This window comes from Sulfitobacter sp. GN1-4 (assembly GCF_055693825.1).
On sequence record NZ_JBVFUQ010000003.1, the window covers coordinates 2,789,497 to 2,805,496 of the forward strand.

19 protein-coding genes and 2 pseudogenes are annotated in these 16,000 nt (G+C 60.5%); 12 read left to right on the plus strand and 9 right to left on the minus strand.

Annotated elements, in window-relative coordinates; translation table 11 throughout:
- Nucleotides 1-16: 16 nt before the first annotated feature.
- From ACZ1HM_RS14295 to ACZ1HM_RS14310, 4 genes and pseudogenes are all read right to left on the minus strand, one after another.
- A complete protein-coding gene (locus tag ACZ1HM_RS14295; RefSeq protein WP_472743361.1) occupies nucleotides 17-445 on the minus strand; it encodes a VOC family protein in 429 nt (142 codons plus the stop codon).
- Nucleotides 445-816, minus strand: a complete 372-nt coding sequence (locus ACZ1HM_RS14300; RefSeq protein ID WP_472743362.1) for a hypothetical protein — start codon at nucleotides 814-816, stop codon at nucleotides 445-447. The genes ACZ1HM_RS14295 and ACZ1HM_RS14300 overlap by 1 nt, the downstream gene beginning before the upstream one ends.
- On the minus strand, nucleotides 798-1,436 hold the full coding sequence (locus ACZ1HM_RS14305; protein WP_472743363.1) for an alpha/beta hydrolase: 639 nt from the start codon (nucleotides 1,434-1,436) through the stop codon (nucleotides 798-800). Before ACZ1HM_RS14305 ends, ACZ1HM_RS14300 begins: the two co-directional genes overlap by 19 nt.
- Nucleotides 1,433-2,183, minus strand: a pseudogene (locus ACZ1HM_RS14310) (alpha/beta hydrolase). The gene ACZ1HM_RS14305 and the pseudogene ACZ1HM_RS14310 overlap by 4 nt, the downstream one beginning before the upstream one ends.
- 111 nt (nucleotides 2,184-2,294) lie before the next feature.
- Between ACZ1HM_RS14310 and ACZ1HM_RS14315 the strand changes: the two are divergent.
- Nucleotides 2,295-3,041 carry an ArsR/SmtB family transcription factor gene (locus tag ACZ1HM_RS14315; protein ID WP_472743364.1) on the plus strand — a complete coding sequence of 249 codons (747 nt, stop codon included), beginning with the start codon at nucleotides 2,295-2,297 and terminating at the stop codon, nucleotides 3,039-3,041.
- A 47-nt stretch (nucleotides 3,042-3,088) separates the two neighbouring features.
- Nucleotides 3,089-3,517: an MAPEG family protein gene (locus ACZ1HM_RS14320; RefSeq protein WP_472743365.1), complete on the plus strand. Its 429-nt coding sequence runs from the start codon at nucleotides 3,089-3,091 to the stop codon at nucleotides 3,515-3,517.
- Between the two features lie 12 nt (nucleotides 3,518-3,529).
- Here ACZ1HM_RS14320 and ACZ1HM_RS14325 read toward each other — a convergent pair whose 3' ends face one another.
- On the minus strand, nucleotides 3,530-3,775 hold the full coding sequence (locus tag ACZ1HM_RS14325; protein ID WP_472743366.1) for a hypothetical protein: 246 nt from the start codon (nucleotides 3,773-3,775) through the stop codon (nucleotides 3,530-3,532).
- 174 nt (nucleotides 3,776-3,949) lie between these two features.
- On the opposite strand from ACZ1HM_RS14325, the gene ACZ1HM_RS14330 reads away from it, so the two are divergent.
- The 6 genes and pseudogenes from ACZ1HM_RS14330 to ACZ1HM_RS14355 all read left to right on the plus strand — a co-directional run bounded on the left by ACZ1HM_RS14330 (nucleotide 3,950) and on the right by ACZ1HM_RS14355 (nucleotide 9,899).
- Complete coding sequence (locus ACZ1HM_RS14330) at nucleotides 3,950-5,125, plus strand: MFS transporter (RefSeq protein ID WP_472743367.1); 1,176 nt, start codon at nucleotides 3,950-3,952, stop codon at nucleotides 5,123-5,125.
- An 87-nt stretch (nucleotides 5,126-5,212) separates the two neighbouring features.
- A pseudogene (thrS, locus tag ACZ1HM_RS14335) lies at nucleotides 5,213-7,161 on the plus strand (threonine--tRNA ligase).
- A 227-nt stretch (nucleotides 7,162-7,388) separates the two neighbouring features.
- A complete protein-coding gene (locus ACZ1HM_RS14340; RefSeq protein WP_472743368.1) occupies nucleotides 7,389-7,694 on the plus strand; it encodes a BufA1 family periplasmic bufferin-type metallophore in 306 nt (101 codons plus the stop codon).
- 58 nt (nucleotides 7,695-7,752) lie between these two features.
- Nucleotides 7,753-8,601: an MNIO family bufferin maturase gene (gene bufB / locus ACZ1HM_RS14345; protein ID WP_472743369.1), complete on the plus strand. Its 849-nt coding sequence runs from the start codon at nucleotides 7,753-7,755 to the stop codon at nucleotides 8,599-8,601.
- A complete protein-coding gene (locus ACZ1HM_RS14350) occupies nucleotides 8,598-9,254 on the plus strand; it encodes an HvfC/BufC family peptide modification chaperone (protein ID WP_472743370.1) in 657 nt (218 codons plus the stop codon). Before bufB ends, ACZ1HM_RS14350 begins: the two co-directional genes overlap by 4 nt.
- Nucleotides 9,255-9,353: 99 nt before the next feature.
- Nucleotides 9,354-9,899 carry a DoxX family protein gene (locus ACZ1HM_RS14355; RefSeq protein ID WP_472743371.1) on the plus strand — a complete coding sequence of 182 codons (546 nt, stop codon included), beginning with the start codon at nucleotides 9,354-9,356 and terminating at the stop codon, nucleotides 9,897-9,899.
- Nucleotides 9,900-9,923: 24 nt separating this feature from the next.
- On the opposite strand, the gene ACZ1HM_RS14360 is transcribed toward ACZ1HM_RS14355, so the two are convergent.
- Complete coding sequence (locus ACZ1HM_RS14360; RefSeq protein WP_472743372.1) at nucleotides 9,924-10,244, minus strand: ArsC/Spx/MgsR family protein; 321 nt, start codon at nucleotides 10,242-10,244, stop codon at nucleotides 9,924-9,926.
- Nucleotides 10,245-10,405: 161 nt separating this feature from the next.
- On the opposite strand from ACZ1HM_RS14360, the gene ACZ1HM_RS14365 reads away from it, so the two are divergent.
- Complete coding sequence (locus tag ACZ1HM_RS14365) at nucleotides 10,406-10,612, plus strand: cold-shock protein (protein WP_164352087.1); 207 nt, start codon at nucleotides 10,406-10,408, stop codon at nucleotides 10,610-10,612.
- A 52-nt stretch (nucleotides 10,613-10,664) separates the two neighbouring features.
- On the opposite strand, the gene ACZ1HM_RS14370 is transcribed toward ACZ1HM_RS14365, so the two are convergent.
- Nucleotides 10,665-11,174, minus strand: a complete 510-nt coding sequence (locus ACZ1HM_RS14370) for a hypothetical protein (protein ID WP_472743373.1) — start codon at nucleotides 11,172-11,174, stop codon at nucleotides 10,665-10,667.
- Between the two features lie 315 nt (nucleotides 11,175-11,489).
- The gene (locus ACZ1HM_RS14375; protein WP_472743374.1) at nucleotides 11,490-11,729 is read right to left on the minus strand and encodes a TraR/DksA family transcriptional regulator; all 240 of its coding nucleotides are present in this window, start codon (nucleotides 11,727-11,729) and stop codon (nucleotides 11,490-11,492) included.
- Nucleotides 11,730-11,847: 118 nt separating this feature from the next.
- Here ACZ1HM_RS14375 and ACZ1HM_RS14380 point away from each other — a divergent pair, with 118 nt between their 5' ends.
- Nucleotides 11,848-12,342, plus strand: coding sequence for an REP-associated tyrosine transposase (locus tag ACZ1HM_RS14380; RefSeq protein WP_472743375.1), 495 nt, complete (start codon nucleotides 11,848-11,850; stop codon nucleotides 12,340-12,342).
- A gap of 115 nt (nucleotides 12,343-12,457) precedes the next feature.
- Here the strand turns inward: ACZ1HM_RS14380 and thyX are convergent, their stop codons facing one another.
- The gene (gene thyX / locus ACZ1HM_RS14385; RefSeq protein ID WP_472743376.1) at nucleotides 12,458-13,363 is read right to left on the minus strand and encodes an FAD-dependent thymidylate synthase; all 906 of its coding nucleotides are present in this window, start codon (nucleotides 13,361-13,363) and stop codon (nucleotides 12,458-12,460) included.
- 192 nt (nucleotides 13,364-13,555) lie between these two features.
- Between thyX and ACZ1HM_RS14390 the strand changes: the two genes are divergently transcribed.
- Together ACZ1HM_RS14390 and ACZ1HM_RS14395 are read left to right on the plus strand one after the other, a co-directional pair.
- Nucleotides 13,556-14,587: a hypothetical protein gene (locus tag ACZ1HM_RS14390; RefSeq protein ID WP_472743377.1), complete on the plus strand. Its 1,032-nt coding sequence runs from the start codon at nucleotides 13,556-13,558 to the stop codon at nucleotides 14,585-14,587.
- 2 nt (nucleotides 14,588-14,589) lie between these two features.
- Nucleotides 14,590-15,969 carry a surface lipoprotein assembly modifier gene (locus ACZ1HM_RS14395; RefSeq protein WP_472743378.1) on the plus strand — a complete coding sequence of 460 codons (1,380 nt, stop codon included), beginning with the start codon at nucleotides 14,590-14,592 and terminating at the stop codon, nucleotides 15,967-15,969.
- The last annotated feature ends 31 nt before the right edge of the window (nucleotides 15,970-16,000 follow it).

Consider the following 16,000-nt stretch of genomic DNA (forward strand, 5'->3'; position numbering starts at 1 on the left):
CTGCCCGGTTTGCGCATCAGCCGTAGCCGTTCCAGCGAAACGCCCCATCCTCGCGCAGGGGCGAAAACGGGTTATGCGCCACTTCCCAGATATTGCCTTCGGGGTCTGCGAAATACCCGTGATGCCCGCCCCAAAACACATCACTTGCGGGTTTGAGGATCTTTGCGCCCGCGGCCTCAGCCTTGGCCAGAATGACGGCAACATCCGACTTATCACGCACATTATGGCCCAGCGTCATCGCCCCGTGGCCCAATGCCTCGGTGGGCAGGCCGATGTCTTCGGCCAGCTTGTCCAGCGGATAAAGGCCCAGGGTCATGTCCAATAGATCATAGGCAATGACACCATCCTGGGTGTCGACCCGGCGCCAGCCCAACGCATCATAAAACCGCGCGAGCCGTTCGGCATCTGTTGTGCCTAATGTGATCAAAGACAGGCGCTGTTCCATCACAACCCTTCCACAAAATAAACGATGCCATCCACCGCCAGATCGGTTTGGTTGGGCGACATGATCTCACCCGCCACCACATGGGCAAAGGGGTCATCGCCCTCTCCCAATGCGGGGTGCACGACGAAATGCGGCCCGCCCCAGGCCTTTGCGATCTGGCCTGTCACCTCAGCCACGACCACCTGATCTTCTTCTGCGTACCAAAACAGGGCCGGTATCTTGGCGGCACTGAAATCCAGCGCGACCACCTCTTTGACCAAGGCGGCCATGGGCAGCACGGCAACGCTGGGATAGGTCGTGGTCCAATAGGTCGCCTGCCCCTCATTCGCCGGCTCAAAGCTGCGCTCCGCCCCTACCAGGGTGGCAACCAATAGCGTGCGGCAGGCATGGTCAGCAAAGGGGCCGCGCCATTGTTGATCCCAAAGTTGGGCGAGATAAACGCCATCGCGGCCACGTCTTTGGACAGCTCTTTGTCCAACGCAGCAGCCGCCGCAAGCGTCCCCCCGGTTGAGGTGGAGATCACCAGCACCTTTTCACCCACCTTACGCGCGACAGCCAAGCCTTCGGCCACATCAGCCATCCACCCCGGCACGGTGGCCTCAGCCATCGCAGCACTGCTGCGCCCGTGACCTTGCAAACGCGTGAAAACCAGGTTTGCGCCCAGCGCTTCGGCCACACGGTCAGGGACCGGACGGATTTCTTGCGCGCTGGCGGAAAACCCATGCAGGTATAGGACGGACCACTGCGTTTCCGTCTCAGGCGCGCCTGCCCAGATAACCTGTTTTTCAACGCCCGGCGTGATGTCATCAAACGCCGCTTCGCGGGCGGCGAAATAGGCATCAACACCGCCCTCCAGCTGGGTGTCATCAAAGGTGGCCGTCAGCGTCACGTCTTCCACGGGGCCAAACAGAAACAGCCCTCCCAGGATCAAACCGATCACAAGGACAAAGGCGCCCAGGCCGATGCCGATGCGTTTCAACAGCTTTTTCATGCGCTTGCCTCCATCACTTCGTGCAAAGCGGTCAGGATCAGATCCAGGCACGGCCCGTCTGAAAACCGGTGATCTGCGTCTTTGACCAAGCGCAGCTGCATGTCCGGGCCCGTTGCATGCCCGAGCAGGCGCACGGCTGTATCCACGCTGACGGCTGTGTCGGCGGTGCCTTGCAGGAACCGCACGGGAAACGGCAGATCCAGCGCGTCGCGCAGCACCAATTGGGTGCGGCCATCCTCGATCATGCGTTTGGTGATGATGTAGGGCTCCATATAATCGGACGGCAGCTCTACCTGCCCGCCCTCTTCCAACTGTTGCTTTTGCGCCGGGGTGAAGTTGGCCCAATAGCCATCTTCGGTGAAATCGGGCGCCGCCGCGATTGTCACCATCCCGGCGATCCGCTCGGGGCTCGCCTTGGCCAGCAACAATGCCTGCCACCCCCATGGATGAGCCAACGGGGATGATCGGCCCTTGGGTGAGTGCAGCGACCGCTTCGCGCGTGTCCTCAGCCCAGTCGCCGATGCATCCGTCGGTGAAATCCTCAGACGACTCACCATGACCCGAATAGTCAAACCGCAGGAAAGCGCGCCCCTCTTTTTGCGCCCATTCCTCCAAAAACACCGCCTTGGTGCCTTCCATGTCGGATTTCAGACCGCCCAAAAACACCACGCAAGGCCCCGCGCCCTCTGTGCGGTGATAGGCCAGCTTTCGCCCTTGTTTTGTTGATAAAAACTGCGTCTCGCCCATGGCTCCCCCTCACGTTTTTTCGATCATGCGCAAGCAACGCTGCAAGCACAACAGATGAATTTTTAGGTGACTATATTGTCACGTGACTAATTAGTAACTTATAACCCCCCCATGGACGCTGTTTTCAAAGCCCTTGCCGATGAGGCCCGCCGCACCCTGCTTGACGCGCTGCGCAAGAAGGACGGCCAGACCCTGCAAGAGCTGACGGAACTGCTGGAGATGACACGTTTTGGCGTCATGAAGCACCTCAACGTGCTTGAGGACGCCGGACTTGTCGTGACCCACAAGAAGGGCCGCTTCAAATACCACTATTTGAACGCGGTGCCCCTGCAACAGACGATTGATCGCTGGATTGAGCCGATGCGCTCAAAACCGGCGGCCCGGGCGGTGCTTAACCTCAAATCGGCCCTGGAAAGGACAGACCCAATGACAAAGCCTGACTTCATGATGCAGACGTTTATCCGTTGCACCCAAGACGCGCTGTGGCACGCGCTCAGCGATCCTGAGTGCATGGCGGCCTACCATTTTGCCTGCGACATCGCAGAAGGCCGCGCAGAAGAAGGCCAAACCATCCGCTTTATCCGGCCCGACGGCAGCCCAATGCTCAGCCAATCCGTGACGAAGGTGGAGCCGAAGACGCGCATTGAGACAACGTTTGAGCCGCATTTCTTTGGCCCCGGCGCGCCTGCCTCTCGGATGGTGTATCTGATTGAGCCCCAAGGCCCCGCCTGCAAGCTAACGATTGAGCACTACGACCTTCCCGAAGGTCACGAAGGCGTGGCCGAAGGCTGGGCGCGGCTGGCGGCATCGCTCAAGTCCTATCTGGAAACCGGCACCGGCCTGAAAGCAGCCATGTAGCATTCAGAGCAGCCTTCAGAAAAGCTTCAGACAGAAAGGACAAAGGAATGGAAACCTTACCCACAGAATTGGGCGTCTTGGCCTGCCTCACCCTGATCGCGGCCAGCCTCTGGATCCCCTACATCGTCGGCGTGAACAGCGCGCCCGAAGGGTCCTTGCCCCCCGATGCACCAGACGGTTTTATCCGCATCGCAAACCCCGCCTTGCACCGGCCTTGGGTGCAACGCGCCTACCGGGCGCACCTGAACCTGCTGGAACAGGGTGTGCCCTTTGCCATTCTGGTACTGCTGGTGGACCGCGTGGATGGTTTCACGGCGCTGACCTATTGGACGGCCATCGCCTTTTTCTGGCTGCGCGTGGCCCACGCGGTGGGCTACGTCACAGGCTGGGCCAAACTGCCCCTGCGTCCCCTGATCTTCACAGGCGGCTGGTTGTGCTGCCTGTTGATGGGCTACGCGTTCTTTGCAGCCGCTTAAGCGGGACGCGGGTCAGCCGCTGACGTAGGGCACTGTCTTGGGCCGGTAAAAGACCTTCTGGTCATGCAGCCGGCCCAACAATTCCTCACCGCGCCGCAGGTCTTCCTCAATCACACGGATGGCTTGGATGCCTGCAGGGTTCTCATCACTCAGCGCACGGCGCATCAGGCAAAGTTCCCGGCCACGTGCACGCAAGGATTCTTCAATCAGGTCTACGTCGTCGATCGAAAGTTCAAAGTTCCGATTATATGCTGGCATGCGTGCCCCCAGTTTTGTTTCCGATAGTGAACTTATGTCGTATTTAAACACGTAAACGTCGCAGTCAACGTATATCTAGGTATACAATCGCCGCTCGGCACAGGATCTGGCAGCCCTTTGTGCCGCGCCCTCACGCCACCTTGCGCAGCCAGGCTCAGATGATAGGGCTAACAGATGTCATCTCGCGCCGCCGACCCTCTTCTCATCCCTCTGTTGTCATTGGGGAATTTCCTGATTGGGGTGGCAGGCTTTGCCATCGTCGGCATTCTAGAGCCGCTGGGCGATGATATGGGACGTTCTGCCGCAAGCGCGGGACAGCTGCTGACGGTCTATGCGCTGGCCTATGCGGTGCTGTCGCCAGTGCTGGTGGCGCTTTGCGGCCAGATCGGGCGCCGCCGGGTGCTGGCTGCGGCCATCGCGTTGGTTTGCCTGGCCGCGCTGATCTCAGCTGTGGCACCCACATTTGGCGTCTTGAACCTAGGCCGCATTGTGGCCGCTGCGGGGGCTGGCATCTACACCCCCATCGCCGCCGCTGTGGCGACCGCCCTCTACCCAGAAGCGCAGCGGGCCAAGGTGCTGGCGGCGGTCTTCTTTGGCCTCACCCTCAGCCAGGTGGTGGGCGTGCCCGCAGGCAGTTGGCTGGCCTATAGCTTTGGCTGGCGTCTGACCTTCTGGATGATCTTTGCCCTTGGCCTGCCGCTGATCTGGATGATCTGGGTCCGCGTCCCCGCAGGCTTGCGGTTTCAACCCGTGACAATGAACGACCTGGGCCAAGTGCTCAGACAAGGCCGCATGATGCTGGCCGTGATGTTCACCGCCAGCTTTATTGGCGGCATCTACGTTCTTTACACCTACATCGCGCCCTTGCTCAGCGACACGATGGGCCTGGGCCGGGACGGCATTGCGTTTGTGTTGCTGGTGTTCGGGATCGGCGCGGTGGGCGGCAATATCATGGGGGGCGTCCTGGCAGACAGGCTTGGGTGGCGCATCACACTTAGCTTTCTGTGCCTCAGCCAAATGCTGATCATGCCGGCCTTTTCGCTTTTGCCCTTCAGCATGCCTCTGCTGTTGGGGCTGTCGTTTTTCTGGTCCCTCTTTGGCTGGGCCTTCATGGCCGGTCAACAATCCCGCCTGATCGGCCTGGCTGGCCCACAGGCCCCGGTGGTGCTGGCGCTGAATGCGGCAGCCATCTACATCGGGGCGGCTATTGGCTCTGCCATTGGCGGCTTTGTCATCGCAACCTACGGGATCCTGGCCCTTGGCGCGGCGGCGGGCCTCACCTCAACCATCGCACTTTTGCATCTGGTGCTTTCAACACGCTTTGCCCCAAAGGCGCGTGGCCACTCTTGACGCCCCCTTCTCTCAGGTACAAAAGGCGCGCACACATAACCCGCAACCGGGCGTCTCGTGGGCGCCAAACTGACGAGGAGCGCCAAGATGGCCCAAATCTCACTCACCCTTCCCGACGGCAATGCAAGATCCTATGACGCAGGTATCACTGCGGGCGAGGTCGCAGCCGATATCTCCAAATCGCTGGGCAAAAAGGCAATCTCTGCCACTGTGAACGGCGCGCATTATGATCTGGCCTGGCCGATTGAGGCAGATGCCGACATCGCCATCCACACCATGGCCGACGAAGAGCAGGCCAATGAGCTGGTGCGCCACGATCTGGCGCATATCATGGCCCGCGCCGTGCAAGAGATCTGGCCTGACACCAAGGTTACCATCGGACCGGTGATCAAGGACGGCTGGTATTACGATTTTGACCGCGCAGAGCCCTTCACACCCGAAGACCTGGGCGCGATTGAAAAGAAGATGAAAGAGATCATCAACAAACGCGATCCCGTCCGCACTGAGGTCTGGGACCGCGATCGCGCGGTGCAATTCTACAAAGACAACGATGAGCCCTATAAGGTTGAGCTGATCGATGCGATCCCCGGTGATGAGCCGTTGCGCATGTATTGGCACGGCGACTGGCAGGACCTCTGCCGTGGCCCACACTTGCAGCACACCGGCCAGGTGCCGGGCGATGCGTTCAAGCTCATGTCCATCGCGGGCGCCTATTGGCGCGGCGATTCAGACCGCGCTATGTTGCAGCGCATCTACGGCGTGGCCTTTACCGGCAAGGAAAAGCTGCGCGCGCACCTGAACATGCTGGAAGAAGCCGCCAAGCGTGACCACCGCAAGCTGGGCCGCGAGATGGATCTGTTCCACATGCAAGAAGAGGCGCCCGGCCAGGTCTTTTGGCACCCCAATGGCTGGCGGATCTATACCGAACTGCAGGATTTCGTGCGCCGCAAGCAGCGTGCAGGCGGCTATGTTGAGGTGAACACCCCCAGGTCGTGGACCGCAAACTGTGGATTCAGTCCGGCCACTGGGAAAAGTACCAGGAAAACATGTTCATCGTTGAGGTTGATGAGGAACACGCCCGCGAAAAAGCGGTGAATGCCCTGAAGCCGATGAACTGCCCCTGTCACGTCCAGATCTTTAACCAGGGCATCAAATCTTACCGCGATCTGCCCCTGCGGATGGCCGAATTTGGCTCTTGTGCACGCTACGAACCCTCTGGCGCGCTGCACGGCATCATGCGCGTGCGCGGGTTTACACAGGACGATGGCCACATCTTCTGCCGCGAGGATCAGATTGAATCAGAGACCGCGACCTACATCGAATTCCTGTCCTCCATGTACCGCGATCTGGGCTTTGAAAACTTCAAGGTCAAATTCTCTGACCGTCCAGAAAAGCGTTCAGGCTCCGATGAAACTTGGGACAAGGCCGAAGAGGCGCTGCTGTCCGCCACCCGTGCGGCAGGCATTGAGCCTGAGCTGAACCCCGGTGAAGGCGCGTTTTATGGCCCCAAGCTGGAGTTCGTGCTAACCGACGCCATTGGCCGTGACTGGCAATGCGGCACCCACCAGGTGGATTTCGTCCTGCCCGAACGGCTTGATGCGACCTACATCGGCGAAGACGGGGCCAAGCACCGCCCTGTGATGTTGCACCGCGCCACCGTGGGCTCATTTGAGCGTTTCATCGGCATCCTGATCGAAGAGCACGCAGGCAAGTTGCCGTTCTGGCTGGCCCCGCGCCAGGTGGTTGTGGCCTCCATCACGTCCGAGGCGGATGACTACGTGCAAGAGGTCGTCGAGACCCTCAAAGCAAAAGGCGTGCGCGCCGAGGCGGACATGCGCAACGAAAAGATCAACTACAAGGTCCGCGAACACTCCGTCGGCAAAGTGCCGGTCATCCTGGCCGTGGGCAACCGCGAGGTGGAGGAGAAAACCGTCTCCGTCCGCCGCTTGGGCGACAAGCAAACCTCGGTCCAGCCGCTTGCGGATGTGGCTGTAACATTAGCCTATGACGCCACGCCGCCCGACCTGCGCGCGTGATCAGACTGTAACATTTCGGCCCGCCCGCGTTTCAATTTCGCAATTTGGCGGGCCGATTTTGTAACAAAACTCCAGCTTTTCCCCAAAATCACCGAATTTTCCCCGCGCATTCTAACGCAACCCCTGACAGGATCGTGACACACTCCGTCGTGAGTGGCGTTTAAACCTTCTGGGTGTTTTAGTGTGCTCACGACCAAGTTTTCACAGATCAACAAAGAGGATGATCCATGTCTAACGTGATGAAATCTGTTGCCATCGCCGGTGCTGTAGCTGCTGCAATGACCGCGCATTCCACAACAACCGCCGAAGCGGCGGCAAAAGAGAAATGCTACGGTGTGTCTCTGGCAGGCGAAAACGACTGCGCTGCGGGCCCAGGCACCACATGCGCAGGCACATCTGTCACAGACTACCAGGGCAACGCCTGGACATTGGTTGACGCAGGCACCTGCGAAGAAATCGAACTGCCCACAATGGCAGACGGCACAGAGCGCGAAGGCTCCCTTGAGCCGCTGGAGCGCGATCTGCCAGCATAAATGACCCTCGCCTCAGGCGGCTTTGCGGCCTGAGGCACCCTTCAGCCTAAGGTGCGGCATGCTTGATACGTCCCCTCGCTTTGACCGGCTGCCTCATGCACCCGGTGTCGGCTATAAGCCCCAGCATTTCACGGAACTGCGCGAAAACCCCGGTGCCGTTGAATGGATCGAAGTGCACGCCGAAAACTATATGGGCGACGGCGGCCGCCCTCTGGCGCAGCTTGCGGCCCTCTCAGAACAATTTGCGGTATCCGTCCACGGCGTTGGTCTGTCCATCGGTGGCGAAGATCCCCTGGACACAGATCACCTGGCACGCCTGAAAAAGCTCTGCGATTGGATCAAACCGGCCAGTTTTTCCGAACACTTGGCCTGGTCCACCCACGGGGCCGAGTTCCTGAATGACCTGCTGCCGCTGCCCTATACCGAAGACACGCTGGCGCGGGTGGCTGCACATATCAACCAGGTCCAAGACACGCTGGGCCAGCAAATGCTGCTTGAAAACCCATCAAGCTACCTCAGCTTTGCGGCGTCCACCTTTTCAGAAACCGACTTTCTGGCGGAACTTACCCACAGAACCGGCTGCGGGCTCTTGCTGGATGTGAACAACGTTTTCATCTCCGCCACCAACCTCGGCCTCAGCGCCACCGCCTATATCGACGCCTATCCCACCGACAAGGTCGGTGAGATCCACGTCGGCGGCCACGATGAAGACGAAGACGATCACGGCGCGCCGCTGCTCATCGACAGCCACGGCAAGCCGGTTGTCGATCCGGTCTGGTCTTTGCTGGACTATACGCTTGCCCAAACCGGGCCCGCGCCGGTCCTGGTGGAATGGGACACAGATGTCCCTGAGTGGCCCGAACTGCGCGCAGAAGCCGCGCGCGCGGCCCGTGCGTTGGCCTCGTGACAACCCAAACCGCCTTCCGCGCAGGTCTGCTGGACCCCGCGCACCCCGTGCCTGACGGCCTTCTGGACGGGGTGGAGCGCCCGGCTGGCAAGCGCTATGCGGTCTACCGCAACAACGTCACCGTTTCGCTTATTGAGGCGATGAAGACCGCCTTCCCCCTAGTGCGCAAGCTCTTGGGGCCGCAGAATTTCGACAGCCTGGTGCCGCACTTTGTCCGCGCCCACCCGCCGCGCTCACCGGTGATGATGTTCTACGGGGCCGAATTTCCCGCCTTCCTCGATGGCTTCGCACCGCTTCAGCATCTGGGCTATCTGCCGGATGCCGCACGGCTGGATCTTGGCATGCGCCACGCCTATCACGCCGCCGATGCAACGCCCTTTGATGCGGGCCTGATGCAGGCCCTGCCCCCGGAGGTGCTGATGCAGGCCACCTTCACACTGGCCCCCGCAACCCAGATCATCCAATCCCGCTGGCCGCTCTTTGACATCTGGCATTTCAACAACGCCGACGGTGCCCCCAAGCCCCGCAACCTGGCCCAGAACGTCCTGATTACGCGACCGGAATTCGATCCGGTCCCCCATGCCATGCCGCCCGGCGCGGCCACCTGGCTGCACGAACTTAAGCGCGGCGCGACGCTTCGGGGCCGCCCATGAAGCCGCGCAGGCCCGTGTGGCCGACTTTGATCTTACTGCCGCATTGACCTTGGCCCTTTCGGCCCAGGCCTTTGCCACTCTCCACCATAAGGACTGACCATGACGAAACTGTTGTCGCTTTACGCTGCCATCGCCGCCCGCCTTGATCGCGCTGATTGGTTGCTGCCCACATTGGCCCGGCTGCTCTTTGCCGCGATTCTGATGGTCTATTTCCTCAACTCAGGCATGACCAAGCTGGGCGACGGGATCATGGGCATCTTCTCGCCCTCGGTCGGTGCCTATGCTCAGATCTTCCCCAAAGCGCTGGAGGCCGCAAGCTACGATACCTCTGCGCTCAGCCTGTATCACACGCTTGTCGTGCTGGGCGGCACCTGGGCTGAGTTCATTTTGCCTGCGTTGATCGTGTTGGGCATTTTGACGCGGCTGGCCGCCCTGGGCATGATCGGCTTTGTGATCGTCCAGTCCCTGACAGATGTCTACGGCCACGGACAGGACAGCGTGATCGGCGCGTGGTTTGACCGCTTTCCAGATGCCATCATCGCAGATCAACGCGCGCTCTGGATCTTCTTGCTGCTGGTCTTGGTAATCAAAGGCGCGGGCCCGCTGTCCTTTGACCGCGCGCTCAAGCCACGGCCCGCCCCTTAACCACAGTCTGAGGTCATGCAGCCCTTAGCCCGCTGCATGAACCGCGGCCTCTACATCCTTGTTCCAGCCTAAGAAAAGCTGGTTGTCCACAGCGATGAGTGGCCGCTTCATCAAAGCGGGATGCGCGCCCAGCAACGCCATCGGCGCGGCTGCGCGCTCCGCCTCAGACAGGCCCCGCCAGGTCGTGGAACGGGTGTTGAGAAGGGCCTGACCAAACTGCGCAAACGCGGCCTCAAGCACCTCTTGCGGCACCCCGTCCACCCGCACATCGCGCAGCTCCGCCCCCGGCAAAGCCTTCATCGCCTTGCGACAGGTATCACAGTTTTTCAGTCCATAGATCAGCATCACTTCACCTCTGTTTGGTGGCATACACGAAAAAGTTTCCTGCGCCATTCCTTGATTTTTTCTGCAAGCGCGCAATCTCAAATAGTGCGCACCAGGGGCCCCGGCCAGCGTGCGCCCCTGCCAACCGCAGGGACTGGAAAGGCAAAGGAGGCACGGACACTATGCCAACAGGCACCGTGAAGTGGTTCAACACCACAAAAGGCTATGGCTTTATCGCCCCTGAAGGGGGCGGCAATGATGTATTTGTACATATCTCTGCTGTGGAACGGTCAGGATTGACCGGTCTGGCGGATGACCAAAAGGTCAGCTTTGAGCTGACTGAAGGGCGTGACGGGCGGCAGATGGCGTCGGATATCACGTTGCTTTGAAAGGAAAAACCGGCGGGGGACCGCCGGTTCAAATGCCTTTCGTCTTCGCGTCTTAGCGGTCGACACATCCCTTTACACCGGGCTGACAATTTGACGGTCGCGCGGAGCGGTGGAAGACCGGCTGTTTGCGCCGCACCGGCGCGGGGTTCGCCATCATTTGGTTGTAGGTGACGGCCTTGTTCGGCGTGCCACAGCTGACCGAGCCGTCGATGGTGACAGGCTGCAGACCAGCAGGGCAGAAGTTGTGCTTTGATTTGACCGGATAGATCATCACGCTCGGCTTGCCTGGATTTTTGACAACAACCTTTTCCTTAGGCTTTTCAACGACTTTCTTCTCTTTTTCCTTGGTCAAAGGATCAACCGGATCCTCTGGGTTTTCCACCACAGGGTTCTCTGGATCAGTCGGCGTTTCCTTGACCGGGTTCTCTGGCGTCACGGGCGTTTCCGGCGTCACAGGTGTTTCCGGCGTCTCAGGCGTTGGCGTAATCGCCAGCGCAGCCACGGGGGCAAGGCCAAATGCGGCGTAGAGCACACCGGCGATGAGTTGGGATCTTAGGCGCATGAAGGCCCTCGCTTTCTGGATGTCTGCTCGAATGTGTTAACATTTCTTTATGGCGAGATTTTGACCCTTCGCGCCATTGAAGTCCAGCATTTTATAGGTGTCACTACCCAGTTTAGGGGCTGTGGCGCAGGCCGGGGGCATATTTGGGGGCCATTGGGCCTGCCGGGAGGGTGCCGCAGCCGGCGCCCCTGCCCCTTACCTTACCACGCCCCCGCCCTGCCAAACCCGATGTCACACATTGTGCACCGCCTGTGCACCAAAGCGGCATACACCCGTGCCGCCACGTCCGTTGCGCCAAAGGGTTAAGCGGCCGCTCTACCCGGCCATACAATCGCGACAAAGCGGGATGGCCGGGTCCGCGTTCAAACGCGCCGCGTCGATCTGATCGCCGCAATCGGTGCAATAGCCCCACGCGCCCTCTTCGATCCGTTTGAGCGCAGCGTGGATGCGCTGCCGCTCTGCTGCGCGGCGGCGGACCTGGGCCTGCGCCATGGCCTGGTTCTGCAGCGCATCCATGCGGGTGAGCCGGCCCGTGGATTGCTGATCAAGCGTCACGGGGCGCGTGGCGTCCTGGGTGGCGACGTCTTCGGCGTCTAGGGCATCGAGGCGGGCTTGGAGTGTGGCGCGGGGGGCATTTCAGATTTCGTTAACCATGACGTGCCTAGCATGCCCCATGTCCAATTACATCCGGCCCCGTCGGCCCGGCGCATGTCTTTTTCTGACCATAACGCTCGCCCAGCGCGGTTCAACGACCTTGGTCGACCAGATCGACAGCTTGCGACGGTCGGTGCAGGCGACCCCGGCATCGCGGCCCTTTCGGATTGATGCCTGGGTGGTTTTGCCAGATCACATGCATTGCGTCTGGACCTTACCGGAAGGCGATGCCGGGTATGCGGCGCGCGTACAATCGATCAAGGCGCGGTTTTCGCGACAGATGCCCGAGGGGTTCCGACGGGCCAGCCATGTAGCACGGCGGGAGAAAGGTATTTGGCAGCGGCGGTTTTGGGAGCATCACATTCGCGATGCCACCGATTACGAAAACCACATCGCATATTGTTGGCACAATCCGGTGAAGCACGGTTTTGTCGAGCGGGTGGAGGATTGGCCATATTCGTCATGGCATCGGGACCACCCGAAGGGTGCGCATTCATGCGCACCATGGGTTTGAATCGGCGTGAGGCGTAGGGTGTGCATTTATGCGCACCTTTGGGCGGTGGTGGATGGTGGTTTTATGGTGGATGGTGCGCATGAATGCGCACCCTACGGGTCGTTCGGAACACCGCTCACCCAATAACCCCCTCAAACTCCCGCCATTCCCCCTTGCTCATCCCGCTCGTCTCCTGCGTCACCGCCTCCCCCTTCAACATCCGCCGCACACACTCAAGAGCTGTGGCGCTCAATTGCGCTCCACCCAGGCGGTAGTCTTCAAACGCCCCATAGGCCGCCGGGACCCAGTCGGCGACGACTTTGCAGATCGCGTCGGCGTAGACGCGGATCTCGTATTGGGCGTGGGCGTCGGCGCGCAGGCGGAGGAAATGGAAGAGGTTGTGCAGGTCCACCTTCCAGTACCACTGGGTATAGATGTTGGCGGGCAGGTTCATGCGGGCAAGCTCTCGGGCCAGGCCGTCTTGGCCGTCCTGGGAGATCATCTCTTCGTAGTGGTCATAGGCGCGGGTTGAATCCGCCTTGAGGTATTCCAGCACCCGCGCAGCTTCCTCGCCTTCGAGCAGAGCACCACGGCCCTGATTGTTGACCACGGACTGGGCGTTCAGGTTTTCGGGCGCGGGGATATAGAATTCGCGGTCCAGGATGGAGTAGCGGGCGGAGTATTCGTTCACGTTGGCGGTGCGGTGGCGGATCCACTGGCGCGCGACAAAGACGGGCAGTTTGACGTGCAGCTTGATCTCGCACATCTCAAACGGGGTCGAGTGCCAGTGCCGCATCAGATAGCGGATCAGGCCGGTGTCGTTCTGCACGCTTTTGGTGCCCCGGCCATAAGAGACACGGGCGGCCTGACAGATCGCGGCATCATCGCCCATATAGTCGATGACGCGGACAAAGCCGTGGTCGAGCACGGCGTGGGCCTTGTAAAGATGCGCCTCCATCCCCGGGACGGTGGCGCGCAAGGTGGGCTGCGTGTTGCCGCGCAACTCTTCGATTTCGGCGGTCTGTTCGGGGCTCAGGGGCATGGCGCGGGTCCTTCTACAAGTAGGATTCGGTGACTACTATATCTTGCCCGTGCAGGTGCAGGAACATCTATATGCGGTATTGTTTTTTCATCACCACCCTGCACTGAATTGGCCGCATCAAACGGGCGGCGTTGACAAGGGCGGCATGTTGTTGGGATTGTTCGCAAAACATCTTTTGATAGGCAGGCGATCATGAAAATCAAAGCAGCAGGGCTTGCGTTGTGTACCGTTCTTGTTGGGTGCGGCGGCGGTGATGCGCCGTTCGGGCAAGACGCGGTGGGCGGCAGCAACACAGACGACACCATCGACAGTGATCGCACCCTGCCCCCGGGCACGACCTCTCCGCAGTCGGATGAGACGATTTTCCGCAAGGAATCGCAGGAGGGCAGCACAGGCAACGGGTTTGCCGAAGGCGTGCGTTATGATTCCAGCAATGATACGTTCTTTGTGGACAACCTGCCCTTTGATGGCACCGACGGCGAGCCCTATACCCGCGGCACAGCAGTGGGCAGCCTGGGGCCATATGCCGTCTATGAGGCACCGTCGGTTGTTGAAGACAGCCAGACCAGCCAGACCATCGCGCAGTTCCGGCACCGCGCGATTTACGGGGTGAGCACCTCTGGTCAGACCGAATTCGCGATTGTGCGGACGGGCGATTACGTGGGCTACGGCTTTGGCGGGTTTGTGTATGAGCGCAACGGCTCTGTGACGCTGCCGACCTCGGGTCAGGCGCGCTATGACGGGTCAGGCGCGGGTCTGCGCGATTATGACGGACGCGGCGGGCTGGAATACACCACCTCATCGGTTCAGATCGCCATCGACTTTGACGATTTCAACGCCGACACCGGCCGGTATGGCGGTGCGGTGGATGGGTTCCTGTTTGACCGGCGGATCTTTGATCTGGACGGCAATGAGATCACAACCGACGTGCTGGCGCGCATCAATGAGGGCAGCAGTTCTTCTTTGACGGCGATCCCGACGGCTGTGTTCACCATCTCAACCAATGCGCTGGACACCAATGGTGAGATCACCGGCACGCTCAGCTCGCGGTTTGCGAATGATGCAGGCCAGGCGGTGGAATATGAGGCGGGCAACTACTACGGCATCATCTCGGGCGATAACGCCGAGGAACTGGTGGGCGTCATGGTGCTGACCAGCAGCGTCGATCCCTCAGCCGAAGCGGTACGCGAAACCACGGGCTTCACCATTTACCGCAGCGAATAAGCATGTTCAGACAGCTCTTGAGCGGGGTGGCAGCGGGCTGGATGGCGCTCTGCGCCCCTGCCCTTGCGCAGGATCAAAGAGCGCTGAGCCCAGACGCCCTGCGCCAAGCCGCAGCGGTGGCATTGCGCGGCGGTGATCCCGCAACAGCGCGCAGCTATGCCGCTGCCCTGATCGCGCGGGACGCCGATGACCTGAACGCCCAGCTTATTTTCGCCCGCGCCGCGCGTGACATGGGGGACACCCGCGTCGCCCGTGAGGCCGCCCGCACCGCCTGGCGGCTGGCTGACACGGAAGAGGAGCGGTATTCCTCGGCGTTGATCACAGCGCAGGTGCTGTCGAGCCAAGGCAAACGCACGCGGTCCCAGCTGTGGCTGCGCCGGGCTGTGCAGCACGCGCCCAACGATCTGCTGCGCGAACGGGCCAAACGGGATTTCCGCTATGTCAAACGGCGCAATCCCTGGCGGACGGACCTGACATTCACCTTCGCGCCAAACTCCAACATCAACAACGGCAGCGCGCGGGATCGCTCGCGGTTGAACTATGCCATTTCTGAGCTGCTGTTTGGTGAGCCGATTGAATACCAGCTGACCGATGAGGCGCAGGCAATCTCAGGCATTGAGATTGGCGGCTCCATCCGCACGCGCTACCGGTTTCACCAGACCCCAACAACCGCGCATGACGCGAAACTGACCGCGAGCTACCGCACGTTCCATATTACGGACGATCTGGAAGACGACAGCGTAACCGGCTCTGATTTTGCCTTTGGCACGCTGGCGGCTGGATATGGCTACCGGCAGATCAACCTCGACCGGAAGGGCGAATTCGCCTTTGACATCGAAGCGGGCCAAACCTGGTACGGCGGCGCGCGCTATGCGTCGTATCTGCGCGGGCAGGCCCAGCAATCCTGGCAGGTGAGTGCAGCACAGAAGTTCCGATTTGGTGCAGAGCTGGAACGCCAATGGGGGCAAGCGACCCCTGATCTGGACACCTTTGGCGTCTCTGCCAGCATCACCCAGGGTTTTTCGTCGGGCAACACCGGCTATCTAGGCCTTTTTGCCGTGGCCACCCAATCGCCTGAGCCCGGATCTGAGTATACCGAAGTGTCGCTGCGCACTGGGCTTGCCCTGAAAAAGCCGGTGCTGGGCGCATCCGTGCAATTCGGCATCGGGGCAAGCTGGCGCGATTATGACATCAGCCGCGATTCCGCAGATGGTCGTCAGGACAACCGGATCTTTGCCGATATTACCGCCACTTTCCGCGAGATTGATTATTACGGCTTTAACCCCACCGTCACGCTTTCAGCCTCTGCCACGGACAGCAATATCGGGCTTTATGATGTGAACCGGGTGGGCCTGAACATCGGCATCCGCTCCGCGTTCTAAGCCGGCAGGCCAATGCTCAAATTCCCGTCAG

Excerpts from the sequence above, each read along its gene's own strand:
- ACZ1HM_RS14325 (WP_472743366.1), bottom strand. The coding sequence starts at position 3,775 with ATGCCAGCATATAATCGGAACTTTGAACTTTCGATCGACGACGTAGAC.
- ACZ1HM_RS14365 (WP_164352087.1), top strand. The coding sequence starts at position 10,406 with ATGCCAACAGGCACCGTGAAGTGGTTCAACACCACAAAAGGCTATGGC.
- ACZ1HM_RS14305 (WP_472743363.1), bottom strand. The coding sequence starts at position 1,436 with ATGAAAAAGCTGTTGAAACGCATCGGCATCGGCCTGGGCGCCTTTGTC.
- ACZ1HM_RS14380 (WP_472743375.1), top strand. The coding sequence starts at position 11,848 with ATGTCCAATTACATCCGGCCCCGTCGGCCCGGCGCATGTCTTTTTCTG.
- ACZ1HM_RS14320 (WP_472743365.1), top strand. The coding sequence starts at position 3,089 with ATGGAAACCTTACCCACAGAATTGGGCGTCTTGGCCTGCCTCACCCTG.
- ACZ1HM_RS14315 (WP_472743364.1), top strand. The coding sequence starts at position 2,295 with ATGGACGCTGTTTTCAAAGCCCTTGCCGATGAGGCCCGCCGCACCCTG.
- bufB (WP_472743369.1), top strand. The coding sequence starts at position 7,753 with ATGCTTGATACGTCCCCTCGCTTTGACCGGCTGCCTCATGCACCCGGT.
- ACZ1HM_RS14395 (WP_472743378.1), top strand. The coding sequence starts at position 14,590 with ATGTTCAGACAGCTCTTGAGCGGGGTGGCAGCGGGCTGGATGGCGCTC.
- ACZ1HM_RS14295 (WP_472743361.1), bottom strand. The coding sequence starts at position 445 with ATGGAACAGCGCCTGTCTTTGATCACATTAGGCACAACAGATGCCGAA.
- thyX (WP_472743376.1), bottom strand. The coding sequence starts at position 13,363 with ATGCCCCTGAGCCCCGAACAGACCGCCGAAATCGAAGAGTTGCGCGGC.
- ACZ1HM_RS14370 (WP_472743373.1), bottom strand. The coding sequence starts at position 11,174 with ATGCGCCTAAGATCCCAACTCATCGCCGGTGTGCTCTACGCCGCATTT.
- ACZ1HM_RS14340 (WP_472743368.1), top strand. The coding sequence starts at position 7,389 with ATGTCTAACGTGATGAAATCTGTTGCCATCGCCGGTGCTGTAGCTGCT.
- ACZ1HM_RS14360 (WP_472743372.1), bottom strand. The coding sequence starts at position 10,244 with ATGCTGATCTATGGACTGAAAAACTGTGATACCTGTCGCAAGGCGATG.
- ACZ1HM_RS14330 (WP_472743367.1), top strand. The coding sequence starts at position 3,950 with ATGTCATCTCGCGCCGCCGACCCTCTTCTCATCCCTCTGTTGTCATTG.
- ACZ1HM_RS14390 (WP_472743377.1), top strand. The coding sequence starts at position 13,556 with ATGAAAATCAAAGCAGCAGGGCTTGCGTTGTGTACCGTTCTTGTTGGG.
- ACZ1HM_RS14355 (WP_472743371.1), top strand. The coding sequence starts at position 9,354 with ATGACGAAACTGTTGTCGCTTTACGCTGCCATCGCCGCCCGCCTTGAT.